The sequence below is a fragment of the Vibrio sp. 10N.247.311.51 genome (assembly GCF_041467855.1).
GTDB classification, from domain to species: Bacteria; Pseudomonadota; Gammaproteobacteria; order Enterobacterales; family Vibrionaceae; genus Vibrio; species Vibrio coralliirubri.
The window spans coordinates 34,979-60,067 of record NZ_JBFSVK010000014.1 but is presented as its reverse complement, the minus strand read 5'-3'; the positions used below and the strand labels follow the sequence as shown (position 1 = coordinate 60,067).

Here is a 25,089-nt window from a genome sequence, read left to right as displayed (position 1 = left end):
TGATATTATAATCGGGTAATTACACTACATATTAATACAAATGTGAGAATAAAATAATGTGGAATAGATTAAACAAATCAATGATGTTCTGCCAAATGATGTTCGGACTTTCGTTCTATGGCGTCATGGTGATCTTGACTCGTTTCTTCCTTGAAGATCTGAACTACAATGAAGCCGACACCATGATGGTTGTTGGGGCTTTCTCTGCAATCGGACCGCTATTTGCTATTGCAGGTGGCTTTATCGCCGACAAGTTTTTAGGCGCTTACCGATCTTTAACCATTGCCTTCCTAGGCTTCGCAAGTGGTTACGTTTTACTGGTACTTGGTGCAGCAGCAACCAATGTTCCGATGGCATTATGTGGTATTGCGTTAGCAAGTTATGCACGTGGTTTGATGTCCCCTTCTTACCCAAGTCTTTACAAACGCACGTTCAAAACTCAAGAAGATTTTGAGAACTGCTACCCAATCAACTACTCAGTAAACAATATTGGTGCTCTGTTAGGCCAATACCTGTTCCCAATGCTAGTGCTTGTTGTTGGTTTCCACGGTGGTTTCCTTCTTTCAGCGGTTCTAGCCGGTGCCGCACTTCTGATGATGATCTTTGTTCGTAAAGGCCTTGTTGAGGCAAGCGCTGAAATCGACCAAAAACCAGTAAGCACTAAAAACTGGGCAGCGTTCCTTGGTCTATCTGCAGCAATGATCGGCTTGGTGTTCTTCATGTTCTCTAACATGGATATTGGCCAAAACATCGTATACGCAATTGGTGGTGCAGCGATCATCTACTTTGTCTCTTTGATGATGAAATCGAAGAAGTCAGACATGCTGAAAATGGGCACTATCTTAATCATCACATTCCTGACGACATGTTTCTTCGTTTACTACGGTCAGATGATGACTTCGATGACAATGGTAGCGATCAACACAATGCGTGGCGATCTATTTGGTTTCATCCCTGTCGCACCTGAAGCCTCAATGGCAATGAACCCACTATGGTGTATGGTTGCTGGCCCTATCATCGCGGGTATCTTCTCTAACCTAGAAAAGAAAAACATTAACTTCTCAACTGCAACCAAAGTCGGTTTCTCTTTCATCCTTACGGCTATCGCTTTCGGTATCCTTACGATGGCAGTAACGACAGTGGGTGACGATGTTCTGATCCGCCCAGAAGTCTTCCTAGCGATTCACTTCTTCCTAGCATTCGGTGAAGTGATTGTAGGCTCAATGGTTGTAGCCTTCATCCTATCTGTTGCGCCTAAGCACATTGAGAACTTCTCAGTAAGTTTATTCTCTGTTGCTATCGCACTATCAGGCATTGTTGGCGCGGTATTCTCAACGTCTATTGCACTAGAGAAAGGTCAAGAGATCACACAAGAGATCGTGCAAACGGTTTACGGTGATTACTTCCAAATGCTGACTGTTCTTGCAGTCGTGATGGTAGGTATAGCAATGGCAGCATCGTTCATTATTCGTAAGATGCTAGAAGCTGCGAAAGCCGCTGACGAAACGATTGAACTAGAGCAAGCAAACAGCTAATTCTGTTCGCTGAGTCAAATCAATCCTAAGAGCCCTTTAGTTTTCTAAAGGGCTCTTTTTTTGTCGGTTCTGTTTCTTAATAGAATCTGTCGCATCAGTTATCATTCACATATGTAAATCAAAGTAAATGATAACTATTAGTATTGAGTGTTTTTGGGTTCAGGATTATGATGTGGAAATCAAAATCTAAGAGAGCCTTATATGAGCAAGCCTAGCCCTATCACATTAACCGTTACTCAAACCTCAACAATTACTCCAAACATGCAGCGCATAACGCTTAGCGGTGAGGGATTAAGTAAATACCCAACAGAATGTGCCGGCGGCTACATCAAGCTTTTATTCTCGCCACTCGGCACGACTGATTTAAGCCAACTAAACGAAGGTGAGCGCCCAACCATGCGCACTTACACCATTCGTCAGTACAACCCTGTAGAGCAGTGGATTGAAGTTGATTTTGTTCGCCATATCACTACAGATTTGCAATGTGGTTTTGCGGCTCGATGGGCAATGAACGCAAAAGTGGGTGACACGGTTTCAGTGGCTGGCCCAGGTTTAATTCAAGGTCTTAATCTAGAGTCAGACTGGTTCTTCTTAGTTGCAGACATGACTTCTCTACCTGCGCTTTCTGCAAAAGTAAAAACGCTTCCAGAAACAGCGACAGGTCACGCTGTCATTCAGATCAACTCAGCAGCAGATAAGCAAGCACTTGAAACCCCTCAAGGCATCAAAGTAACCTGGTTGATTGAAGATGAAACCTCAGAATCACTTGCACAAACCGTGCGCGACATAGAATGGTTAGAAGGTCAGGTTTCAGTATGGACAGCGTGTGAATTCGAAAGCATGCGCGAGCTGAGACAATACTTCCGAAACGAAAAAGAAGTTGAAAAAGAGAACATCTATATCAGCAGCTACTGGAAACGTGGCGTCACTGAAGATGGTCACAAAGTGTTGAAACAGCAAGATGCTCAAGATTTAGCGGGTTAAGCCTTTTACTACCTACAGCTTCTTACTAGATAAAGAGAAAACGCCCTTAACGAAGTTCGTATCGCTAAGGGCGTTTTAGTTTGAATCCGATGAAGAGCAAGGCTGAAATGTAAAATTAAATACTCTCACCCACTTCAATCTCGTAACCGAGATCCAGCTTCGCGACCCATTCTTTATTGCCTTGTAAACGCGCTACAACTTGCTGTGCAGCGACTTTACCAATCTGCTCCCTTGGTGTTACTACAGTCGCCAAACGAGGCGTCATTGCCACTGTGATGTCGTGTCCGTGAAAGCCTGCAATAGCCATCTGCTCTGGTACTTGAATACCACGACGTACACATTCGTAAAAAGCACCGATTGCTAAATCATCGTTGGTACAGAAAATACCATTCACTTCAGGGTGCTTCTCTAGTAACTCACCAATCAGTTTCGCACCAAGCGTAAACGAGGACGCGTCTTCCGTTTGCAGAGTCACGGACGCTTTATCAGCTTCTTGCATCGCATGTTCGTAGCCCGCCATTTTTAAGCGAGTTCGCTCATCCATCCGAGCCGCTAAGTAAGCGATATTGGTGCGTCCTCTGTCGAGCATGGTTTTGGTCATGGCTCTAGCCGCCTCGAAGTTATCAAAGCCAACAGCTTGTTCAATTCTTGGCGATACCGAGTCCATAATCTCAATCACTGGGATTGAAGCGGTCTGCAGCATTTTTCGAGATCTATCGGTGTGAACATTCTCAGACAGAATAATCGCATCCACATTGTACGAGAGCAGCGAAGCGATGCTTTGTTCTTCCAGTTCAGCGCTATAACCATAGTGGGCAATCATGGTTTGGTAGCCCGCAGGCGCGGTAACTTGTTCAATACCACGGATAACTTCGGCGAAAACTTGGTTAGTTAACGAGGGAACAAGCACACCGATAGCGTTGCTTTTAGCGTTGGAAAGGATGTCTGGTGCTCGATTAGGGATATAACCAAGCTCGTCGACTGCTGCGTTGATCTTGTCTCGCAGTGCTTCAGACACTTGAGAAGAGTCTCTCAGACAGCGACTGACGGTCATTTTGGTGACACCAACTAGGTTGGCAACATCTTGTAATGTGGGACGTTTTTTCTTATTCGACATAGTATTTAATTGTTATAGTTATGAATTATGTTACTGGTAACAGTGTATCCAACTGACGTGGAATTTGAAGTCTAATTTATTAAAAGATTGATATAACGTCATAAATACAAACGCCCTCAGTAGAGGGCGTTATTGATTATTTAAGCGTTAACTTTTACTTCTGTTCTTGGGGACTGACTCCAAGTGACATGGAATTTTTCAGCTTCCTCTCTATCCACTCGTGAATAGGTATGAGAACCAAAGTAATCACGTTGTGCTTGCAGTAAATTAGCTGGCAACACCTCACAACGCAATGAGTCAAAGTAGCTTAATGCAGAACTGATTCCTGGCATCGGTACACCATACAAAGCTGAATTCGCTACCGCGATACGCCAAGCAAGTTCGCGCTCTTCTACTTGTTTAATGAAAGCCTCATCAAACAACAAGTTCGCAAGTTCTCTATTTTGTTGGTAAGCCGACGTGATGCTTTGTAAGAAGGCCGCGCGAATAATACAACCCGCACGCCAGATCTTAGCTATTTGAGTGAAATCGAGATTCCACCCCTCTTTGTCTGACGCTGTTTTCAGTAAATCAAAACCTTGCGCATAAACAGACAGTTTGGCGCAATACAGAGCATCATGAAGTTCTGAGATGACTTCAGTTTTATCTAGCTGACTCGCATCGGTAATATTGCCCCTTAACAATTTGCTACCTTGAACACGCTGTGCTTTTTGACCACTCATCGCACGCGCATAGACCGCCTGTGCAATGGTTGGCGTTGGGCAACCTTCTTGCAAACTGTTTACTGCTGTCCATAATCCAGTGCCTTTTTGACCAGCCTTATCAAGCACAACATCAACGAATGGCTTACCCGTCACCACATCTTCTTGTTGAAGAATATCGGCGCTAATTTCCATCAAATAACTATTAAGGACGCCATTATTCCATTGGTCAAAGACTTTGCCGATCTCTTGAGCTGGCATTTCAAGTACATCACGCATGAACTGATACACTTCGCAAATAAGCTGCATGTCAGCGTACTCAATACCATTGTGCACCATTTTCACATAGTGCCCAGTGCCCGAAGGGCCAACATACGCAGCGCACGCTTCACCTGCTTCAAACTGAGCGACAGGCAAACCATTCACATCAACTTTCGCAGCAATCGCTTCCCACATTGGCTTCACATATTGCCAAGCCGATTGGTCACCACTAGCCATCAACGCAGGGCCAACACGAGCCCCTTCTTCACCACCAGAAACAGCTGTACTAAAGAAGCGTAGTTTGCCTTTGTAATTCGCTTCTCGGGCTTCAGTATCAGTCCATAAGCTATTGCCTGTATCGATAACAATATCGTCGCGCTCTAAACCGGCTTCTAGCAAGTTACTTACCACGATATCAACCGGTTTTCCTGCCGGAACCGACAATGCAATCACTCGTGGTTTCGCTAACCCCTGAAGAATGTCTTCAAGATTAACACCACTAGTAAAGAAGCCTTTTCCTTCAAATGTCTCATTGAGCTGCTTCGCTTCAGAGCTAGCACGCTCAATGTTGTCTGTATTGAGGTCAAAGCCTGCGACATTGAAGCCATTATCAAGTAGGTTGAGTGCCAGGCTTTTACCCATCACTCCTAAACCAATCATCGCAATGTCATTTTTTGTCTGAGTCATGGTTTAACCTATCTGCTTAATTTGTTTGAGTGCACTTTCTACTACCTGTTCAACATCTTGTGAGATATCAACAAACAACGCCTCGCCTTCACTCGGTTCAACCAAGGTTGCGAATTGGCTTTTCAACATTTCTTGACCATTGAAGTAATGGTTCTCACGCGCTTTATGGCGGTTCCAAATAGTGTCGAAGCTACCTTGTAGGTACACGATAACTAAGCCTTCATTGTTTTTTCGTAGAATGTCGCGGTATTGTGGTTTCAATGCAGAGCAAGCAATCACAGCACTTGGTTGTTCAATGTATTGCTTGTTAAGTGTTTCTAGCCATCCTTGACGATCTTCGTCAGTCAGCGGAATACCTTGGCGCATTTTTTCTACATTGCTTTGCGGATGGAAGTCATCGCCATCAAAGAATTGAAGATCTAAAGCCTGTGCGATACGGCTACCAATCAGGCTTTTTCCGCATCCAGATACGCCCATCACGAGTATTTTTTTGCTTTTCATAAGGCAAGCCTTCCCTAAGCCCCAACCAAAACTGGGGCTGACAATCGAATCTAATAGTTAAACTTGTGTTGCTGCTGATCGGTTCCTGAGTGTTAAATTCACTCTGGAACCTTCGTTGTTATTGCCACCAAAGCGCGAGCTGAGGGAAGATAATAACCAGTGCCAGAACCAATACTTGAAGTGCAATGAACGGCAGTAGTGAAGAGAAAATCTCACCTAAGCTGATGTCTTTCGGTGCTACCGATTTCAAGTAGAACGCCGCGGGACCAAATGGTGGTGACAAGAAAGACACCTGCATATTTAGACAGAACACAACACCAAACCAAACTGGGTCGAAACCAAGGCCAGTGATGATTGGAACGAAGATTGGCATTGTTAGAAGTGCCACACCTACCCAATCAAGGAACATGCCCAAAACCAGCAAGATAGCCATCATGATTAGCAGTGTTACTGTTGCGTTGCCGCCACTGAGTGCAAGGATCGTTTCTTCAACAAAGTCGATGCCACCCATCAGGTTGTAGATACCAACCAGAGCACTTGCACCAATGCCGATCCACATGATCATGCCGCAGGTGCGCATAGTTGCGATGGCACTCTCTTTCAGCATATTGAAGTTCAATTCACCGCGGATAAGCGCGCTGATCATGATACCGACTACACCCAAAGCCGAAGCTTCCGTTACTGAAGCAATACCCGTATAGATACTACCGAGAACGGTTGCTACAGAAAGCAGAGGGAAGAACAGAGCCTTGAAGTAGCTAGGTTGATTCGCTAAGTCTTCTACTGTCTCATCATCACTTGGAAGAGGAGCAAGAGAAGGGTTCAGCTTACAACGAATCAATACGTAGCCGATGTAACAGCCCGCAAGGATAAACGCTGGTAAGAAAGAAGCCTTGAATAGGTCGCCAATCGACACACTCGCTGTCATACCATAGATGATCAGTACGATACTTGGCGGCAGCATGGTGCCGAGCGCGCCACCCGCACAGGTTGTACCAATAGCAAGCTTACGGTCATACCCTAAGCGAAGCATTTGAGGCAGTGCAAGAATACCTAGTAGTACAGTTTCACCACCGATAACACCTGACATTGAAGCCAGTAACACAGCTACCAATAACGTTTGTACCGCAACGCCACCTCGAACCTTACGACCGACAGATTTCATTGCATCAAACAAATCACGAGCAATGCCCGAACGGTCTAGTAAAGCGGCCATCAATACAAACATCGGTACTGCGAGGAACACATAACCAGAAGCAAAGCTGTAAGTACGGCTCGCAATCAAAGGTAAAGCATCAGGACCAAACCAACATAGAGTGAAGAAAATCGCGACAAAGCCAGTTACGAAGGCAAGCTGCATACCCGTCAGGAGCAAGCCAATCATCATAACCAACATGAGCAAACTGCCCCATGCGATACCAATAGAAGATAAATCAAACATCGTCATTCTTCCTTAGACCCATCAACTCTTGGATTAGGTGCAATACAAACTGGACAACAAGAACACACAAAACGACAAAGATCAGGCCTTTCAACAGCGCAGGATAAGGCGCGTTTAACACTGAGCCTGATGTTTCAAGGCGGAATTCGCCCCATGGTGCAAACCACGCTTCTTCTGCAGTGAAGTAAGCCGCGTAAGCAAGCATGCCAGCAAAAGCCAAACCAACAACGTGGTGAACAAGATTAAGATATTTACGTGTTTGGTTAGAGACTGAATCGTAAATAAGAACCACACGTACGTGCTTATTCGCGGCAAAAGCGTAGATGCCGCCAATAATGAATAAAGAACCACCGATGAAAGAAGCTGTTTCATGTACCCATGTGGTCGGGGCATCAAATGCATAACGCATCACAACTTCGTAAAATGAAATCAATACAGTAAAGATAAACAGCCAGCTAACGAGATTACTGAACTTTATAATAAGACGATCAAGTACGTTTCTTGGCTGTTCGTCGTTTTCAGCTGGGGCGTGGGGGATTTTGTCTGTCATGGGCCAAATTTCCTGGGAGAATACGGGAGAGCAATGCCCTCCCCCGTCAGTAAGCTAAGTTTAAGTTACAGCAAGCCGTTTTCTTCTAAGAACACAGTCACTGAGTTATAAACTTTCTGCGCGTTATCAGAACGCTCTGCGAAGACTTTCCACTGACCTTTAGCGATTTCACGGAACTTCTTACGCTCTTCTTGAGACCAGTCGTGGATAGTAATTTCTGGGTTCGCTTGTGCTTCTTTAACTGCAGCTTGGTCAGCCATTTTCAGTTGAGTTGTCATGTCGTAAGAGAAGTCACGCACTGATGTTTGTAGAATCGTTTGTAGATCAGCTGGCATCTTGTCCCATTTTTTCTGAGATACAGAGATGTCGATAAGCGGCAATGAGTGGAAACCCGGTTGAACTGGATGCGTTGCAATATCGTTCATGCCCGCTTTTTGGTTGGTAGAGAATACCGTGTAGTCCGCAGCATCAATTACCCCCTTGCTTAAGCCGGTAAATACTTCAGAACCTGGCAGGTTTACCGGAGTCGCACCCGCAGCTGCAAACACTTGTTGTACTAGACCTTCAGGCGCACGAAGCTTAAGACCTTTAAGATCTGCTACGCCGTCGATTGGCTTTTTAGAAATGAAAGACTCTACACCCGTTGTAGAAGCACCAACGAACTGAACACCGTAAGGCATGTACAGTTCAGTCATTAGCTCGTTACCGCCACCGTAGTTCATGTACTGAAGCAATTGTGTTGTATCAGACCACGCACCCACCATGTTACCGATAAGACCGAATGCTGGATCTTTACCAGAGAAGTAACCTGTTGCTGTGATGTGACCATCTAGGATGCCCATTTTGATCGCGCCAAGCGTTTCTGTGTGTTTAACCACAGCGCCAACAGGCAATAGATCGATATCAATACGTCCGTTAGACATCGTCTCTACTCGCTCAGCCCACTTTTGCTGAACCTTGAAGTTCAAATCACCAGATGGATCTGAAGATTGAATCTTAAGTTTAAAGTCTGCAGCCATTGCTGAAGTAGCAAATAGACCAGTGAGGGAAGCAGCAATCAGCGTTTTAGTCAGAGCTTTCATTTGGGTATCCTTATGAGTTTCACAGAGTCCGGTTTGTAATTATATGTTACCGGTAACGTTAAAATAAATGTTACCGGTAACTTTACAACCTTGTCTATGAGAAGGATCACATCTTTAACATTAGTAAAACGTTTGCTATCAATAAGGATAATGTGACTGAAAAGTCACATTACAAGCAGTAAGGGAGATTTAAAAGTCTTTTAAGTCAATGAGATAACCAAGCCAGCAATAATTAGAGAGACGCCTACACCGCGAGTCGCGTGCCACTTTTCCTTTAAAAAGTAGATCCCCATCACTACGCCGAAAATGATACTCACTTGCCTAAGTGCAACAACCAAGCTGACGTTCTCGGTCATGGTCATCGCAAACAGCACTAAGCCATAGGTCGAAGCCATCATAATGCCGGCAAGTGTTGCTCTTTTGCGTAGTAACCAAGCGTTATGAAATTCTATTCTTTGATTCGACACGAGCAACCACAGGCTCAGTGGAAGCACAATTGCCCAGAACTGAATACCCAAATAGAAAATCGCCGTGTGTTTATTGGTAATGCTAGGTGTGCTTAAGGGCTCCAATAATAGAAGCGCTTCTTTATCAATGATGGAATAGCCCGTGGTACCAATGGCCGCTATTAACGCCCACAACACGCCAAGGTTCAGGTAAGCCTTCAGTCTCAACTCAGAGAACTGTTTTAGTGGAACAAACAACCTAATGTGATCAGAGCAAAACCAAGCCATTGATTGATTGATAATTCATACCCTATTAACACCGTACCCAAGCCAACCATCAACACGGGTAGCGCTCGTGCCATTGGGTAAATCACACCAATATCGGCCTGCTTGTAGGCTATGCCTAAGCCGATTAAATAGATGATTTGGCAAATACCACTTAAAAGAAGTAGCTGCCAGAATAGGAGCGTGATGTTTGCAAAGCCGACACTGTGCACATACCAGATCAAATAGGGAGTCAAGATCGCGGCAGCGGCAAAGCCAGAGGCTAAGAAGAAAGACGACCCCGAACCTTGATTAGATTTACCTAGAACATTCCACCCTGCATGAAGCAGAGCCGAAATTATCACGATGACGATGGCAGAAAATTCCATTTCATTCCTAAATTATTGATGAATTAGCACAACGGCTGACAACAGGTGATAAAAAAGGCCTCCGAATAAGAGACCTTTGAACTTTTCAATTGGGCAGTCCTGCATAATTGCAGATATGCCAACGTTATAACGTATGACTAGCGCTCTAGCTGCGCGATTGACTCGATACTGATCGCGTCATGACGCCAATACTCAATATCGCAGTCAATCAAGTCGCCGTTTTGGTTGTAGTTCACACGCTCTACGACCATTGCAGGAGAGCCAGAAGTCGCACGTAGGGCTTGCGCTGTCTCGCCAAGTAAAGACGTTGTGCTCACTCGGTAACGGATCTTCTGATACACCACACCAAAGTGTTCGCGGTAGATGTCCGTCAACGATTTAGACAAGTCGTAGTCAAGCAAGTTAGGGAACAACTCAGGTCGAATGTAGTTAGTCACATACACAACCGGCCGGTCTTCAAGGTAACGAACTCTGTCTACTCGATAAACATCCGAAAAAGGTTGCAGCTCAAGAAGCCTAGTTGCTTCCTTGGTTGCTAACATGCCTTTCGCTGCCACTAATTCTGTTTTCGGCTTACGATTCTGCGACAAAGCCATATTAGTGAAGTTCAGCGTTTGCGTTGGGTCGTAGCGCAGTGGCGCTGGAGATATAAACCAACCACGTCGGTCTTCTCGATAAATGCGCCCTTCCGCTTCAAGTGAGGATAAGGCTTCACGTAAGGTAACTCGAGTCGTATCAAACGATTCAGCCAGCTTACGTTCTGCAGGCAGCTTCTGTCGTGGTGTTAACATCCCCGACTCTATCTGCTCTACGATGACATCTTTGATTTTTACGTACTGCACTTAATTTCCTTTCATTCTTGTTCTTGTCGTCAGCCACTCCTTGGCCAACTGCAATATAAATGGTTCGCTAGCGTTTACGCCAAGCTTGGGTGCGCTTCTCGAATAACTTGTTGATTAGCATATGAATCAACTTCGCACTTGCCGCAGATATCATGATCATCACCGCCATCGCTGCTGCTGCACCGGTTTGACCCGCATCGTCCATATTCAGTACTGAAACTGACGCTGGAATCGTATTGGTAGAATACAAGAATACTACCGCAGATGTCGTGGTAAGTGCATTAATAAACAGGTATGTCGCAATATCTAAAATCGCCGGCAGACAAACAGGTACCGTCACCTTAAAGAACAACTTGTATTGCGGTAAGTTTACCGAAGCCGCTGTTGCTTCAATTTCGGAAGGCAGCTGTTTCAATGCCGTTAACGCCGTCATGTGGCCTACCGTGTAGTAGTGAACCACGGTATTAATCACCAAGAACGCCATGGTGCCATACAAGAAGTTGAGTGGATTACTCAAATCATTGAAGTAAAAGATATACCCCAAGCCCAGCACCATACCCGGAACGGCCATCGGAACAACACTGAGCATTTGCATCGCTTGACGAACAGGACCGAAGGCGCGACCTTTCTCAATGCAGTATGCACCTAGGAAAATCAGAACAGTACCAATTATCGCAGTCCAAGCACCAAGCGTTAACGAGTTGAAGAATGGCGCCCAACCATAAGTACTCATTTCTGCAAAGTTGTAGTTGTTTAGCGTCAGCGCTTTATTCCAAGGCCAGAAGGTGACCATAGATCCATATATCGCCATGCCCAACACGATAACCACGGCAGCAGAGATAATGGTGCAATAAAGGAAACATAAGCCATCACGTAGCGTGCTAGGTTCAGGTTGGTACGCGACAGAACGAGTATCAAACAAGCTCTTCTGTTTCTTTTGAACCCAGCGGTCAACGGTAAACGCAAGCAACGCGGGCAATAGCAGCAAGATACTGGTTACCGCACCCATAGAGAAATTCTGTTGACCAACCACCTGCTTAAAGATGTCAGTCGATAACACGTTGTAGCTACCACCTATCACCTTTGGCACACCAAAGTCACAAACCACCAGCGTAAACACAACGATCAATGTGCTGATCAAGCCGTATTTTGCCGCAGGTAACGTCACCATGAAAAAGGTTTTTAACGATGAAGTATTGAGTGCACGTGCTGCCTCATAAAGGCGAGCGTCAGAGGTTCTTAATGAGGTGGTCAGAATCATTAAGGCGTGTGGAAACGTCCAGAATATCAAGCCCAGTGAGATACCAATCAAGCCATAAACCGAGTTGCCACCCAAGACTTCTTTAGCGATACCTTGGTTACCAAATAAGAAGATAAGACTGATTGCAGGAAGCAGTGACGGAGCAAGAATAGGCGCAGAACCCAGTACTTGAAAAAGCCCCTTAAAAGGCATGCATGAACGAGTTAGCGCATAGGCATAACCAAACGCCAAGACGCCCACGACAACGGTCACTAACAACCCGAGCGTGAAGGTATTGCCTACCGACTGCCATAAGCTTTGAGACGCAAAATACGTTGCGAAATTCTGTAAACCTACAAATTCGCCATCTGCGTTCTGAACACTCTTTTTCAACATTGCCCACAGTGGCATCAGGATAAACAACGTCATGACCACAGACAAAAAGGCCAGCAGCCCAAATAGAATTACATTGTCTTTGCTTAACCGAGCCAGAAAAGGTTGTACTCGTCGTTGAATTAGCAGCTTAGATTGCATCATTTGAGTCGATTCCATGATTGTTTACGCCGCCTCGTCTTTCATCACTTGCAGGCTTTTCGATGGGTAAGCTCTAAGGCCTTCTTGATCAAACGCCACGTAACGAATATCACTGCGACGCAGCTTCAATCGGTTGAACTCTTTGACGGGTACATCAACAATGATCTCTTTCGCCATTGAGTCATGTTGCAATTGACACTCAACACGATAAAACGCCCCTAAGAATTCGCTTGATACGATTCTCACTGGCAAGGATTCACTAAAACGATCAACAAACTGCATTTGCTCTGGACGAACGGCAATATCGAAAACATCACCCAGATTTGGCGTGAGATTATCTAAGCCAGGTAACGGCAGCATTGACTCAGCAATGCGCATCTTGCCTTGAGCCGCAACAGAAGCTTGAATAAAGTTCATACTGCCGACAAACTCAGCCACAAAACGACTGACAGGTTTTTGGTAGATCTCTTGAGGAGCACCTACCTGCTCGATAACACCGTGATTCATCACCACAATGCGGTCTGCCATCGTTAACGCTTCATCTTGGTCGTGCGTCACCATAATAGTGGTGATACCCAGCTTACGTTGCAGTTGGCAGATCTCATCACGTAGGTGTGTTCTTACCTTCGCATCCAACGCAGAAAGCGGTTCATCGAGTAGCAACAAGCCTGGAGACAAGGCTAATGCGCGAGCAAGAGCAACACGCTGCTGCTGTCCACCAGATAGCTGATTTGGGAATTTCTGACCAGACGTTGGTAAGCCGATGGTCTCTAACCAAGACTCAACCGTCTCAAGGGCTTCTTTGGTCGACATGCCTTGGTTTTTCAGACCAATCGCAATATTTTCTTCCACAGTGAGGTTGGGAAACAAAGCGTAAGACTGGAACACGATGCCAAAGTCGCGCTTTTCTGGTGGCAAGAAGGTCGTATCCTTACCGTTCTGCTCAATAGAACCTGAAGTTGGTAAATCTAGACCAGCAATCGCACGTAATAAGGTGGTTTTTCCACAGCCAGATGGGCCAAGGAAGCAGACGAACTCGCCTTTATCTATCGATAGGGAGATGTCTTTTAACGCTGTAAATTGGCCAAATTGCTTTACAACGTTTTCAATATTCAAATAAGTTTGGTTGCTCATACTACAGCACTCTCTATATGGTATATACCAAATTTAAACTGGGAATATTGCAGTTGAGTGACAAATTTATAGTAGCTAAATGACAGTTATATTGCAGATATAATAAGCATTAAAGATTGCTATTTGTTCAGCATTAACCGTTCGTTCAACGTTAAAAGCCCTCAGTGACTTGCCCATAAATCACTGAGAGCCTAAATGTAAACTTCTAATTTAAACGCCAGATTAATCTATGATTCAACCTTGTCGGCTTTGCCCGCCGCCCCTGCGAGTTTGGATAACTGTTTATCTAGCCACAATGGCGTGTTACCCGAATCTTCCGCGTTCTCTTTTCTTCGTACCGCATCACGCACCATCATCGCACCTACCCAACGAAATGGCTCTGGCGGGAAGTGTCCTAACGGGCCTTTAGTTAAACCGCTTCGTGTCCATGCATTGTCAATATCGAGTACCATTGCTGACAAAATCTTCCCGCCCATACGGGTTTGAGCAACGCCATTGCCTGAATAACCAAGCCCATAATAGATGTTGCTTTGGCCTTTTAGGTTACCGAAAAATGGCAATCCGGTAACCGAACGATCTGAGCCGCCAGACCAGTTGTAATCGAATTCACTTTGTTCCAATTTAGGGAACAGTTTTTGGAACGATTGATTGAGAATCGGTAGGTAGTTAGTCGTTTGGTTGAACATGCTTTCAACCTGATTTGCAAACGAGAATTTATTGCCGCCTTTGCCCAACATGAGTCGTCCATCTTCAGTGTCACGGTAGTAATGAACAAAGATACGTGAGTCCACTACCGCCGCTCCTTTTTCGGGACCAAACTGCTTGAGTTTTTCTGGAATAGGCTTAGTCACTACCATGTCAGACGAGACAACCACAATGCTGCGTTTGAACTCTTTAAAGTGATCGAGCATCCATGCATTGAGCGCTAAGATCACTTTATCGGAAGTTATCGTCCCACCCTTAGTTTGGACGCGAGCTGGCGAGCCGTAATCAAGAGAGGTCATCTCTGTATTTTCGTATATTTCGACACCCAATTCGATCGCAACGCGGCGTAAACCTCTCGCCAATAACGCTGGCTGAACGCTACCAGCAGCTTCTGAGTAGTAACCTTCAATGTGGCGATCCGAGCCTGCTTTATCAGGCAATGACTGATCGCACTTCTTCCAGCTGTTGATACCCTGCTTGACCAACTCATTAACGACAGGCTCCATTCCGCCCTTTTGAGATTCATTGGTTGCCGTGTAGTAAGTGCCACTTCTATAAAGATGCGCATCGATTTTATGCTCGTTACAGAAAGCTTCGATCTCGTATATAACCTTTTCCGATTCCTTAACCAACCATTTCGCTTGTTCTTTTCCGTAGAGCTTTTTCAGCGTCGGATACTTAGTTGACCACGTCAGCATGCAACCGCCGTTCGCACCAGAAGCACCGCTACCACATAGGCCTTTTTCAATCACGACAACATGCTTTTCGGGTTGCTGTTGTTTGATTAAAATCGCCGTCCATAAACCCGTATAGCCACCGCCAACAATGGCGATATCACAGTTGACGTCTTTTTGGAGCGGCTTAGCCGAATCTAGCCCCGCATTGATGTTGCCAAACTTTTGTTCCAACGCTTGCTTGAACCAATATGAGTAGTGCTTTGTCATTTGTTGTACCTTACTTAAAACCTAAAGGCGTAAAACTAAAAAAGGAAGACCGAAGCCTTCCTTTACTGATCTCTAACTTCTAATGAACTAAATAGTTAAATAGTTAAGTAACTGAATAGGTCGTCAGATTAAGATTTTGGCTCTGATTTAGCATCAAACTTCTCAGACCATGTTTTAAGAACGTCGGCACGTTCGCTGCCCATGCGAGCGAAGTCCATTTTTGCCATGTTCTTTTCTACATTAGGGAAGTTCTCTGCTTTGCCTGTCACATCTTTGTGACCTACGACTGGGTACATTTCGATGTAAAGCTCATTTGCCGCTTTAGAAATAGACCAATCGATAACACGTTGTGCTGCATCAGAAGGCTTAACAAGGCCTACCGCTTCAGATTCCCAACCGATGCCTTCAGGTGTAATCACTGAAAGTGGCGCGCCTTGAGTTTTCAGCTTAGCGCCACGGCTCGCCATAGAAATACCGATAGCGACTTCACCCATGCCCGCTTGAACACATGGCTTAGAACCAGAGTGCGTGTAGTGAGCAATATTTTGGTCTAGCTTCTGCATGTAGTTCCAACCTTGGTCTTCACCCATGTTTTGTAGCCAAGCCGAAACCTGCATGTAGCCCGTACCAGAAGATGCTGGGTTTGGCATAGCAATGTGGCCCTTGTAGATAGGCTTAGTTAGGTCATCCCAAGACTTAGGTGCCGGTAGATTCAATTGCTTAGCCACCACTTCGTTAAAGCAAACTGCATTGAAGAATGCGTCATTGCCATACCAAGCTTGAGTAGACTGTGGGTCGTTAAGGTTAGCGCGTAATGCTTCTACACCTTGAGGCGTATAAGGCTTCAGGATGCCCTCTTCTTTAAGCAATGCCATTGAAGAACCCGCAAGACCCCATACGACTTCTGCACGAGGGTTGTTTTTCTCGGCCAATAATTTTGCCGTCATGATCCCAGTTGAATCACGAACCCATTTGATGTTGATGTCTGGGTTTTCACTTTCAAATGCGTTTTTGTATTTCGCTAAAATGTCAGTTTCAAAAGCAGTGTAAACCGTCACTTCCTGTGCTGCATAAGCATTACCCGCTAATAGAGTTACTAATGCTGCAAGTGATCCTTTCATAAAACGGTTTTTCATCATTTTCTCCAGTCAGGCTCAACTCTAAAGTGAGAAGTTGCCAAAATTAAAAAGTTATCGAGGTTTAAAGCTGCCTAGGTTTGGAAGCAACCAAGGTTTAACGTTTCTTAAATTAGAAGCCTCATCAAGAGGCGCCTATATCCATAAATTCATTTAGGTTGTTAGTACACGCCTTTACATTGGTATGTACCAGATGACGAGTATTAACCTAATCGACTTTTATGACGGTTAAATGAACAAAAAATGGCAATTTAAAGTTCGGAAAATTTCTCAACGCAATTGACAAATTTGAATATGAAGCTTTTGTGAAAATAACGTTCGGGCTATTTACGACCGTTTAAATTGGTTGTTAAAGTAACTGGAAATACTGGTATAGTCCAAAATACAAATCACGAGAATTGAACATGAGAAACGAATACCTACTACTGACACCGGGTCCTCTATCTACTTCTGAAACCGTTCGCCAAGCGATGCTAAAAGATTGCTGTACTTGGGATGATGAATACAACAAAGACGTTGTTGAAGTGATTCGTAGCAAGCTAGTGACTTTGGCGACTAAGCAAACGGGTTATACGAGCGTACTAATGCAAGGTAGCGGCACCGCTTCAGTTGAAGCAACAATCGGTAGCGTTATCTCAAAAAGCGGCAAGCTTCTTGTTGTTGACAACGGTGCGTATGGGGCTCGTATTGCTCAAATCTCAGAATACTTAAACATTCCATGCCATGTCGTTTCCCCAGGTGAAACATCACAGCCTGACTTGAACGAAATGGAGACGGCATTGGCTATGGATTCAGACATTACTCACGTTGCGATTGTGCACTGTGAGACCACTACGGGTATGTTGAATCCAATCGAAGACATCGCCAAATTGGCAAAACAGCACAACAAAACCGTCATTCTAGATGCGATGTCGAGTTTTGGTGGCATCCCTATAGATATTGCTGACTTAGGTATCGATTACATGATCAGCTCGGCAAACAAGTGTATTCAAGGTGTACCTGGATTCGGCTTTGTTATTGCGAAGCAATCGGAACTGGAAAAATGCAAAGGCCAAGCTCGTTCATTAAGCCTTGACCTGTTTGACCAATGGCACTGTATGGAAAGCAACCATGGTAAATGGCGCTTCACCTCTCCAACTCATACAGTACGTGCTTTCTACCAAGCTCTACTTGAATTGGAGCAAGAAGGTGGCATCGAAGCTCGTCACAATCGCTACCAAACCAACCAAACTACCTTGGTTGCAGGTATGCGCTCTCTTGGCTTTGAACCGCTACTTAATGATGATCTTCATTCACCTATCATTACCTCTTTCTATTCTCCAACTCAAAGCGATTACCAATTCAAGGAATTCTATGACCGTTTGAAAGAACAAGGTTTTGTAATTTACCCGGGCAAGGTTTCAAACGCAGACTGCTTCCGAATCGGTAACATTGGTGAAGTGTATCCGTCAGACATTGAAGCTCTCATTGGCGCAGTGAAAAACGCTATGTACTGGGACATCAAATAATGACGACGACCAATCAAGAGCCGATTCTAAAGGCGACACACTTTCGAAGCGAAGGCGATGTGAACACCACGCCAGCACGCGAAAAATGGAACGAATCGCTAAACGATGATGCGACTCAAGCGATATTAAAGCGTGACTCTGACGTGTTTCTTCATCAAGCCATGTCAACGCCTTGCCTAGACACACTTGAAGCAGCCGAAGGCATCTACATTCAAGATGCGACGGGCAAAAAGTACATGGACTTTCACGGTAACAATGTTCATCAGCTTGGTTATGGCCACCCACATATTATTAATAAAGTGACTCAGCAAATGGCGTCGTTGCCATTTTCACCACGTCGCTTCACCAATGAAACTGCCGTTCAGTGCGCTGAAAAACTCACACAGATCTGCGGTGGTGATTTGAATCGCGTGTTGTTTGCTCCCGGTGGCACATCAGTGATCGGCATGGCGCTCAAACTAGCTCGACATGTCACCAACAATTTCAAAGTAGTGTCATTGTGGGATTCATTCCATGGCGCGTCACTCGATGCAATTTCAGTGGGTGGCGAAGCGTGTTTCCGCGAAGGCATGGGGCCATTAATGGCTGGCGTAGAACGCATTCCACCAGCGATTTCCTATCGTGGTGCTTTCCCGCTTCGTGGGCAAAACGCAGGCGGTGAAAGTGAAGCTGCATGTGATGTGCACTACGCCGATTACCTAGAATATGTGATTGAAAAAGAAGGTGGCATTGGTGCCTTCATTGCCGAAGCAGTGCGTAACACAGACGTTCAAGTACCAAGCAAAGCTTACTGGAAGCGCATCCGTGAGATCTGCGATAAGCATAACGTCATGTTGATCATCGACGATATTCCAAACGGTATGGGTCGCAGTGGCGAATGGTTCACTCACCAAGCTTTTGATATCGAACCTGACATTCTTTGTATCGGTAAAGGTTTTGGCGGCGGCTTAGTGCCAATCGCAGCCATGATCACTAAAGACAAATACAACACCTCAGCGCAAGTTTCTCTTGGTCACTACACCCACGAAAAAAGCCCAATTGGTTGCGCGGCAGCACTCGCCACCATGGAAGTGATTGAGCAAGAAAACCTACTTGAAAAAGTACAAGCGGACAGCGCATTCGTGCGTGAACAGCTGCTTCAAATGAAAGATAAGTACCCAGTCATTGGTGACATTCGCGGCATCGGCCTGCTTTGGGGCGTGGAGTTGGTCACTGACCATATCACCAAAACCCGAGCGTTCGATGAAGCAGAAGCAGTACTTTACCAGTGTCTCAACGATGGCCTGAGTTTCAAGGTGTCACAAGGTAATGTGATTCAGTTGAGCCCGCCATTGATCATCAGCCGCAGCGAACTAGAAGTCGCTTTGTCTGTATTCGAAAAAGCGATAGCAAAAGTCTGCAAAGACTTTGAGTACCTTTAACCATCATCTAACCAATAACTTAAAACAATCATTCATCTCCCAGAACAACTTGAGCTGGGAGAGAACAGAAATAGGACACGACTATGAACACAACATCACCTATCCAAGCGGTTATCTTTGACTGGGCTGGCACTATCCTTGATTTTGGATCATTTGCTCCAACCAGTATTTTCGTTGAAGCATTCAGACAAGGTTTCGACTTTGATATCGACTTAGCAGAAGCGCGTGAACCTATGGGGATCGGCAAATGGGACCACATCCAAGCAGTGGGTCGAATTCCAGCTGTTGACGCTCGTTGGAAGGCTCAGTTTGGACGCTCGATGACAAGTGAAGACGTTGACGCGCTCTACGCGGCATTCATGCCTCTTCAAAAAGCGAAAGTAGCCGATCACGCAGCACCTATTTTGAATGCGATAGAAGTGGTCAATAACCTAAAAGAGAAGAACGTGAAGATCGGCTCTTGTTCAGGTTACCCACGTGAAGTGATGGATGTTTTAATTCCTGCCGCTGCAGATTACGGTTACCGACCAGATAACGTGGTAGCGACCGATGACTTACCTCAAGGTGGTCGCCCTGCTCCATTTATGGCACTGAAAAACGTAATCGACCTAGGTGTAACTAGCGTTGCTGCGTGTGTAAAAGTAGACGATGCAGCACCAGGGATCGATGAAGGTCACAACGCAGGCATGTGGACGGTTGGACTTGTATTATCGGGGAACGAAGCAGGCTTAACGTATCAAGAATATTTAGATGCAGACGAGACAACACTTGCGGCTGCACGTGAAAAAGCAAGCGTTAAGCTAAACAAATCAAACCCACACTACCTAATCGATACCATTGCAGACCTACCAGGTGTGATTGCAGATATTGAAAAACGTTTGTTAGCCGGTGAGCGCCCATAACTCCTGTAACTTCCGCAAATCAGGGCCTATAGCCCAATAATCCGCACACACAAAAAGAAACCTCGTATCACCTAAAAATGATACGAGGTTTCTTCGTTTCCAATATTTGAGACAACAATTAATTGACAAAAACCTCTGTAAATAGCACCTTAAATATATAAATTTTAACAACTTCATTGACCCCAATAAGCAACTACACTAACAATGTAAAAACAGTTCCAAGATAGGTTCGACCTGAATCTAAGCCTTGAACGACTTACTGCTGCAGTGTCCCAATCAGTAAGTCGTCGCTTTAAAGGCTCATTCAGATAACAATAAGAGTTAATCCAAGGATAAGATTATGAAAAGACTGTCAAAAATCATGTGTGCAGTAATAGCTGCTTCAGGTTTCGCTGCTGCTCCTTCAATTGCCGCAACGACATACGTAGGCGCAAAAGTTGGCATGGGGTGGCTAGACAGCGCTTGTGTCGACAACGTTGATTGTGAAGATGATTCAGTTGCTGGCGGTATTTACGGTGGTTACAACTTTACCGATAACATTGCTCTAGAATTGAATGCAGATTATTTAGGTGATTATGACACCAACTTTAACAACAACGGAGCGACTCAAAGATACAGCGATTCTATCGTAGCCATTTCTTTGAGCCCAATGTATCGACTAGCGATTAAACAACAATTTGATATCTTCTTCAAAGCAGGTCCTGCTTACATCATGCACGATGATGAAGACGATGTTGTACTGGCTCTAGGTATCGGTGCTGAGAAACAGTTTGCCGACGACTGGGCAGTGAGAGTGGAATACCAATACTTCGATGATTTTGATGATAAGATTATCCAAGACCTTAACTCTAACCTTGTTACCATTGGTCTAAGCTACAATTTCGGTACAGGTAACACGACAGCTTCAGCCGCAACAGTAGCTACTGCGGCAGCGGTAACACAGGCTCCAGCTGAACCAATTGCAGAACCGGAAGCCGTTGTGGTTGAAGAAGAGACTGTTGTAATTAAAGCGCAAACTGAAAGCTTCTCTCAAGGCATGTTTGAGACAAACAGCACTGAACTGTCTACTGAGGGTGAAACTGCTCTAATGCCACTAGTAGAAGTGCTGCAAACTTACCCTCAATCGTCAGTCAATGTCGTTGGCCACACCGATTCAACAGGTGCAGCTGAGTACAACATGATGATCTCTAAGAAACGTGCTGCCGCTGTAGCTGCATACATCGAAGAGCAAGGTATTGAAGCAGACCGTATTACGGCTACAGGTGAAGGTGAAGAAAACCCAGTAGCAACAAACGATACTGCCGAGGGTCGTGCGCAAAACCGTCGTGTTGACGCAACAATCCCAAGCTTCGAATACCAAGAAGAAGCGCAAATGGAAGAAGTTATTGTAGAAACAGCTGAATAATAGCACTCTACTCTAGCGAGAATAATTAAGGGCGGAACACTGTAAAGTGCTCCGCCCTTTTCTTTGTCTGGCTCTACTCATACACCGTAAGCCGTAAACATTAGCCTATCGCCAAGGTATACAATCAGAAGGCTAAACGATTTCCCAGCTGTGGGTCATCTCTACGCCAGCACCGAGCATCAGACATACTGAACAGTATTTCTCTAATGAATCCGCACAGACTTTAGCAACAAGCTCAGGATCAAGGTTGTCACCCGATACTTCAAAATGAATATTAATCACGGTAAAGATTTTTGGCGCGGTTTCACGACGTGTTGTTTCAAGTTTTGCATTACAGCCTGTGATGTTCTGGCCTGCAGATTTCAAACCATCAACCACATCAACAGAGCTACAACCACCAGCAGCCATTAACACCATTTCCATCGGGCTTGGCGCAGTAGCACCACCACTTCCATCCATCACGACAGAGTGACCTGATTGAGATTGACCTAGGAATTTAAAGCCTTCGACCCATTTAACTTCTGCTTGCATGTTGATCCTTAGATGTACGAAAACGTCATCATTATCTATTATTTTACATCAATGCCTACACCCTACTACTGGCGGCATTTATGAGCAAGATTTTCTCAATGACATATTTTTTTCATGAATGATGCAATTTTTTCCATCTAAAACCTGTCTCTATTCGTACATTCAAAATCGAATGAGAAGAACGTCAAGATGAGGTATCTATGAATAAATTATCTAAAATATTGGTATCACTCGTGGTTGCGCTACCACTGATTTCGCTGTTTGTAAGCCAGACTGGCACTGCCAATACAATGGATAAAACAGCTAATTCAGGTAAAAGTGAAATCGCGACACTGGCTGGTGGTTGTTTTTGGTGTACAGAATCCGACCTAGAAAAGCTGACAGGCGTCACCGACGTTATCTCTGGGTACTCTGGTGGTGAACTAGAAAACCCAACCTACAAACAAGTATCCTCAGGCAAGTCTGGTCACATCGAAGTGATCAACGTGACTTACAACCCTGATGTTGTTAGCTATGAACAGGTTCTTGACCAATTCTTCAGACACATCGACCCAACCGATGACAAAGGCTCTTTTGTAGACCGAGGCCGTCATTATCGACCAGCTATTTTCTATCATAACCAAGCACAAAAAGATGTTGCTCAGAACTTCATGATGGAGATCGACAAAGCTAATATCTTTGGTGAACCACTAAAAACAGAACTGATTGAATTTGAAAAATTCTGGCCAGCGGAATACTACCACCAAGACTATTACAAGAAGAGTAAAGTTCGTTATAACTACTACCGCTATGCTTCCGGCCGCGATCAGTACCTAGATAAGATCTTCGGTGACGATAGAAAAGAGAATCCACAAACTATCCGTCAGATCATCGACAGCAAAAATGCGACAGCTAATGCTAAGACCTACGTCAAGCCGTCTGATGCAGAGATCAAAGCGAAGCTAACCTCACTGCAGTACGATGTAACACAAGACGATGCAACAGAGCGCCCGTTTGACAACAAATACTGGGATAACAAGCAAGAAGGTATTTACGTTGATATCGTAACTGGGGAGCCATTGTTCTCTTCAAAAGACAAATACAAGTCAGGTACAGGCTGGCCGAGCTTTACACAGCCAATCAGCGAAGCTTATGTCGTTACAACTACTGACTACAAGCTGCTTTACCCAAGAACAGAGGTTCGCAGTAAGTTTGGCGATTCCCACCTAGGACATGTATTTAAAGATGGTCCAAAACCAACAGGGTTACGTTACTGCATGAACTCAGCCGCAATGCGCTTTATCCCAGCGGATAAATTAACAGAAGAAGGCTACGAGGAATACGTTGAGATGTTTGAGGGCTAAGCATTCAGCATTTAACGAACAGCCTATGACAACAAAGCCAGCATATCGCTGGCTTTGTTTTTATTGACAGAGCTCCATTTACAGAGCTTTATTTATCAGCCTGTTCATCTTATTAACCCGTTAACACCGTGTCTTCTGGGTATTTCAACAAGGAAGGTTCTGGGCGAGCTAACATATAAGCCAAGGTCAAAGGACCGATACGTCCAATCACCATAACAACAATCATGATGTATTTACCTGGCTCAGTCAGGTTTGCGGTTAAACCGGCTGTTAAGCCAACCGTTGCAAAGGCTGAAATCACCTCAAACATGACTCGATCAAACGCTGCCTTTTCAGTAAGCATTAACAAAAACATCGCGGTGGTTAATAACGCCCCACTTACCACAATAATGGCCAATGACTTTGTTACCGCTTGCCAAGTTACGGTTCGCTTAAACATCACTACATGCTTTTTCTGACGTAGGAAGGTCCATGTTGCGACAAAGGCGACTGCAAAGGTCGAAACCTTAATACCACCACCTGTAGAGGTAGAACCTGCACCAATCAACATCAGTACAATCATTACCAACAATGCAGACTGAGTGTACTGAGACAAATCCACACTATTAAAGCCAGCAGTACGAGCACTTGCCGACTGGAAAAATGCGGCTAGCCACTGTCCTTGAGTCGATAGCCCTTCCATGGTTGCTGAGTTATTTCTTTCCAACAGCCAGAACAATACCGTACCCACTAGCAATAGAGTCGGAGTGGCGGTTAGCATAATCTTGGTGTGTAAATGAAGATGTCGAAAACCTTTACGCCAGTTACTCGATAGGTCGCCGACTACCGTAAAACCTAAGCCACCAAAAATGAACAGACCCGCTAAGGTAAAGATCACCAATGGATCATCAACAAAACTCATCATACTGTCTGAAAACAGTGCAAAACCTGCGTTATTGAATGCTGATATCGCATGAAAAAGCGCATAAAAGCTACCCGTTGGCCATCCCATCTCAGGTACCCAGCGGAAGCAGAGCAATACAAAACCGATAAATTCAGCGACTAATGCAAAGATGATGATCTTCTTAACTAATTTGCGAAGGTTAATCTTACGATCTTGGCCAAGCGCTTCTTTCGCGAGTGCTTGTTGTTTAAGGCTTAACCTAACACCGAACATGTAAAGCAGTACCGCAGATAGCGTCATCTGCCCTAACCCGCCGACTTGCATCAAGAACATCAATAAGATTTTTCCCGCCAAGGTGAAATGCTCACCAGTATCGACAACACCTAATCCTGTCACACTGATCGCCGAGGTTGCTGTAAACAGTGCATCCGTAAAACTTAGGCCTGTCACAGAGAATACAGGCATCGTCAACAATATTGCAGAGGGGATAAGTACGCCTAAGAAACTCGTAAGGATAATCTTAGGTTCAGAGCCTTTACGTGGCTTTTTATCACTCTTAAGCGTGTAGAAAGTACCTTTTCGTTTTAACGAATTCATACTGTT

General features: G+C 44.8%; 20 protein-coding genes and 1 pseudogene. 7 read left to right on the top strand and 14 right to left on the bottom strand.

All coding sequences use genetic code 11. The features are described from left to right. The first annotated feature begins 56 nt into the window (after positions 1 to 56). Both AB6E85_RS14075 and AB6E85_RS14070 read left to right on the top strand, forming a co-directional pair. Complete coding sequence (locus AB6E85_RS14075) at positions 57 to 1,535, top strand: peptide MFS transporter (protein WP_048616933.1); 1,479 nt, start codon at positions 57 to 59, stop codon at positions 1,533 to 1,535. Positions 1,536 to 1,736: 201 nt separating this feature from the next. Next, complete coding sequence (locus AB6E85_RS14070) at positions 1,737 to 2,519, top strand: siderophore-interacting protein (protein ID WP_048608813.1); 783 nt, start codon at positions 1,737 to 1,739, stop codon at positions 2,517 to 2,519. Between the two features lie 115 nt (positions 2,520 to 2,634). Here the strand turns inward: AB6E85_RS14070 and gntR are convergent, their stop codons facing one another. From gntR to AB6E85_RS14010, 12 genes and pseudogenes are all read right to left on the bottom strand, one after another. Beyond that, entirely contained in the window at positions 2,635 to 3,636 is a 1,002-nt protein-coding gene (gntR, locus tag AB6E85_RS14065) for a gluconate operon transcriptional repressor GntR (protein ID WP_081090202.1), read from the bottom strand. Between the two features lie 140 nt (positions 3,637 to 3,776). Further along, entirely contained in the window at positions 3,777 to 5,285 is a 1,509-nt protein-coding gene (gndA, locus tag AB6E85_RS14060; RefSeq protein ID WP_372143060.1) for an NADP-dependent phosphogluconate dehydrogenase, read from the bottom strand. A 3-nt stretch (positions 5,286 to 5,288) separates the two neighbouring features. Beyond that, positions 5,289 to 5,786, bottom strand: coding sequence for a gluconokinase (locus AB6E85_RS14055; RefSeq protein WP_048608819.1), 498 nt, complete (start codon positions 5,784 to 5,786; stop codon positions 5,289 to 5,291). 118 nt (positions 5,787 to 5,904) lie between these two features. After that, positions 5,905 to 7,227 (bottom strand): TRAP transporter large permease subunit, encoded by a 1,323-nt coding sequence (locus AB6E85_RS14050; RefSeq protein WP_372143059.1) that lies wholly within the window; start codon positions 7,225 to 7,227, stop codon positions 5,905 to 5,907. Next, positions 7,220 to 7,777, bottom strand: a complete 558-nt coding sequence (locus tag AB6E85_RS14045; RefSeq protein WP_050645658.1) for a TRAP transporter small permease subunit — start codon at positions 7,775 to 7,777, stop codon at positions 7,220 to 7,222. Before AB6E85_RS14045 ends, AB6E85_RS14050 begins: the two co-directional genes overlap by 8 nt. Positions 7,778 to 7,842: 65 nt before the next feature. Then, on the bottom strand, positions 7,843 to 8,859 hold the full coding sequence (locus AB6E85_RS14040) for a TRAP transporter substrate-binding protein (protein ID WP_372143058.1): 1,017 nt from the start codon (positions 8,857 to 8,859) through the stop codon (positions 7,843 to 7,845). Between the two features lie 200 nt (positions 8,860 to 9,059). After that, positions 9,060 to 9,958, bottom strand: a pseudogene (locus tag AB6E85_RS14035) (multidrug transporter). Positions 9,959 to 10,095: 137 nt separating this feature from the next. Continuing rightward, positions 10,096 to 10,800: a phosphonate utilization transcriptional regulator PhnR gene (gene phnR, locus AB6E85_RS14030; protein ID WP_004730140.1), complete on the bottom strand. Its 705-nt coding sequence runs from the start codon at positions 10,798 to 10,800 to the stop codon at positions 10,096 to 10,098. 67 nt (positions 10,801 to 10,867) lie between these two features. Then, on the bottom strand, positions 10,868 to 12,577 hold the full coding sequence (locus AB6E85_RS14025; RefSeq protein ID WP_372143057.1) for a putative 2-aminoethylphosphonate ABC transporter permease subunit: 1,710 nt from the start codon (positions 12,575 to 12,577) through the stop codon (positions 10,868 to 10,870). Between the two features lie 21 nt (positions 12,578 to 12,598). Then, positions 12,599 to 13,708: a putative 2-aminoethylphosphonate ABC transporter ATP-binding protein gene (locus AB6E85_RS14020; RefSeq protein ID WP_372143056.1), complete on the bottom strand. Its 1,110-nt coding sequence runs from the start codon at positions 13,706 to 13,708 to the stop codon at positions 12,599 to 12,601. A gap of 227 nt (positions 13,709 to 13,935) precedes the next feature. Next, positions 13,936 to 15,357 (bottom strand): FAD-dependent oxidoreductase, encoded by a 1,422-nt coding sequence (locus tag AB6E85_RS14015; RefSeq protein ID WP_372143055.1) that lies wholly within the window; start codon positions 15,355 to 15,357, stop codon positions 13,936 to 13,938. Between the two features lie 128 nt (positions 15,358 to 15,485). Continuing rightward, positions 15,486 to 16,496, bottom strand: a complete 1,011-nt coding sequence (locus AB6E85_RS14010) for a putative 2-aminoethylphosphonate ABC transporter substrate-binding protein (RefSeq protein ID WP_017079669.1) — start codon at positions 16,494 to 16,496, stop codon at positions 15,486 to 15,488. A gap of 401 nt (positions 16,497 to 16,897) precedes the next feature. Between AB6E85_RS14010 and phnW the strand changes: the two genes are divergently transcribed. The 4 genes from phnW (at position 16,898) to AB6E85_RS13990 (ending at position 21,729) form a co-directional block, all read left to right on the top strand. Continuing rightward, the gene (gene phnW, locus AB6E85_RS14005; protein ID WP_372143054.1) at positions 16,898 to 18,001 is read left to right on the top strand and encodes a 2-aminoethylphosphonate--pyruvate transaminase; all 1,104 of its coding nucleotides are present in this window, start codon (positions 16,898 to 16,900) and stop codon (positions 17,999 to 18,001) included. Next, positions 18,001 to 19,422 (top strand): aspartate aminotransferase family protein, encoded by a 1,422-nt coding sequence (locus AB6E85_RS14000; protein ID WP_372143053.1) that lies wholly within the window; start codon positions 18,001 to 18,003, stop codon positions 19,420 to 19,422. Before phnW ends, AB6E85_RS14000 begins: the two co-directional genes overlap by 1 nt. Before the next feature lie 83 nt (positions 19,423 to 19,505). Beyond that, positions 19,506 to 20,324 carry a phosphonoacetaldehyde hydrolase gene (phnX, locus tag AB6E85_RS13995; RefSeq protein WP_372143052.1) on the top strand — a complete coding sequence of 273 codons (819 nt, stop codon included), beginning with the start codon at positions 19,506 to 19,508 and terminating at the stop codon, positions 20,322 to 20,324. A 340-nt stretch (positions 20,325 to 20,664) separates the two neighbouring features. Continuing rightward, positions 20,665 to 21,729: an OmpA family protein gene (locus AB6E85_RS13990; RefSeq protein WP_372143051.1), complete on the top strand. Its 1,065-nt coding sequence runs from the start codon at positions 20,665 to 20,667 to the stop codon at positions 21,727 to 21,729. Between the two features lie 132 nt (positions 21,730 to 21,861). Here the strand turns inward: AB6E85_RS13990 and AB6E85_RS13985 are convergent, their stop codons facing one another. After that, the gene (locus tag AB6E85_RS13985) at positions 21,862 to 22,260 is read right to left on the bottom strand and encodes an OsmC family protein (RefSeq protein ID WP_017068628.1); all 399 of its coding nucleotides are present in this window, start codon (positions 22,258 to 22,260) and stop codon (positions 21,862 to 21,864) included. Between the two features lie 200 nt (positions 22,261 to 22,460). On the opposite strand from AB6E85_RS13985, the gene msrB reads away from it, so the two are divergent. After that, positions 22,461 to 23,603 (top strand): peptide-methionine (R)-S-oxide reductase MsrB, encoded by a 1,143-nt coding sequence (gene msrB, locus AB6E85_RS13980; protein WP_372143050.1) that lies wholly within the window; start codon positions 22,461 to 22,463, stop codon positions 23,601 to 23,603. A 112-nt stretch (positions 23,604 to 23,715) separates the two neighbouring features. Here msrB and AB6E85_RS13975 read toward each other — a convergent pair whose 3' ends face one another. Continuing rightward, the gene (locus AB6E85_RS13975) at positions 23,716 to 25,083 is read right to left on the bottom strand and encodes a TrkH family potassium uptake protein (RefSeq protein ID WP_372143049.1); all 1,368 of its coding nucleotides are present in this window, start codon (positions 25,081 to 25,083) and stop codon (positions 23,716 to 23,718) included. Positions 25,084 to 25,089 lie beyond the last annotated feature (6 nt).

Bases quoted from the DNA above. Each gene is read 5' to 3' on its own strand.
- AB6E85_RS14070 (WP_048608813.1), top strand. From the start codon at position 1,737: ATGAGCAAGCCTAGCCCTATCACATTAACCGTTACTCAAACCTCAACA.
- gntR (WP_081090202.1), bottom strand. From the start codon at position 3,636: ATGTCGAATAAGAAAAAACGTCCCACATTACAAGATGTTGCCAACCTA.
- AB6E85_RS14010 (WP_017079669.1), bottom strand. From the start codon at position 16,496: ATGATGAAAAACCGTTTTATGAAAGGATCACTTGCAGCATTAGTAACT.
- AB6E85_RS13990 (WP_372143051.1), top strand. From the start codon at position 20,665: ATGAAAAGACTGTCAAAAATCATGTGTGCAGTAATAGCTGCTTCAGGT.
- gndA (WP_372143060.1), bottom strand. From the start codon at position 5,285: ATGACTCAGACAAAAAATGACATTGCGATGATTGGTTTAGGAGTGATG.
- AB6E85_RS13975 (WP_372143049.1), bottom strand. From the start codon at position 25,083: ATGAATTCGTTAAAACGAAAAGGTACTTTCTACACGCTTAAGAGTGAT.
- AB6E85_RS14015 (WP_372143055.1), bottom strand. From the start codon at position 15,357: ATGACAAAGCACTACTCATATTGGTTCAAGCAAGCGTTGGAACAAAAG.
- AB6E85_RS14025 (WP_372143057.1), bottom strand. From the start codon at position 12,577: ATGATGCAATCTAAGCTGCTAATTCAACGACGAGTACAACCTTTTCTG.
- msrB (WP_372143050.1), top strand. From the start codon at position 22,461: ATGAATAAATTATCTAAAATATTGGTATCACTCGTGGTTGCGCTACCA.
- phnW (WP_372143054.1), top strand. From the start codon at position 16,898: ATGAGAAACGAATACCTACTACTGACACCGGGTCCTCTATCTACTTCT.
- AB6E85_RS14000 (WP_372143053.1), top strand. From the start codon at position 18,001: ATGACGACGACCAATCAAGAGCCGATTCTAAAGGCGACACACTTTCGA.
- AB6E85_RS14075 (WP_048616933.1), top strand. From the start codon at position 57: ATGTGGAATAGATTAAACAAATCAATGATGTTCTGCCAAATGATGTTC.
- AB6E85_RS14050 (WP_372143059.1), bottom strand. From the start codon at position 7,227: ATGTTTGATTTATCTTCTATTGGTATCGCATGGGGCAGTTTGCTCATG.
- AB6E85_RS13985 (WP_017068628.1), bottom strand. From the start codon at position 22,260: ATGCAAGCAGAAGTTAAATGGGTCGAAGGCTTTAAATTCCTAGGTCAA.
- phnX (WP_372143052.1), top strand. From the start codon at position 19,506: ATGAACACAACATCACCTATCCAAGCGGTTATCTTTGACTGGGCTGGC.
- AB6E85_RS14040 (WP_372143058.1), bottom strand. From the start codon at position 8,859: ATGAAAGCTCTGACTAAAACGCTGATTGCTGCTTCCCTCACTGGTCTA.
- AB6E85_RS14055 (WP_048608819.1), bottom strand. From the start codon at position 5,786: ATGAAAAGCAAAAAAATACTCGTGATGGGCGTATCTGGATGCGGAAAA.
- AB6E85_RS14045 (WP_050645658.1), bottom strand. From the start codon at position 7,777: ATGACAGACAAAATCCCCCACGCCCCAGCTGAAAACGACGAACAGCCA.
- AB6E85_RS14020 (WP_372143056.1), bottom strand. From the start codon at position 13,708: ATGAGCAACCAAACTTATTTGAATATTGAAAACGTTGTAAAGCAATTT.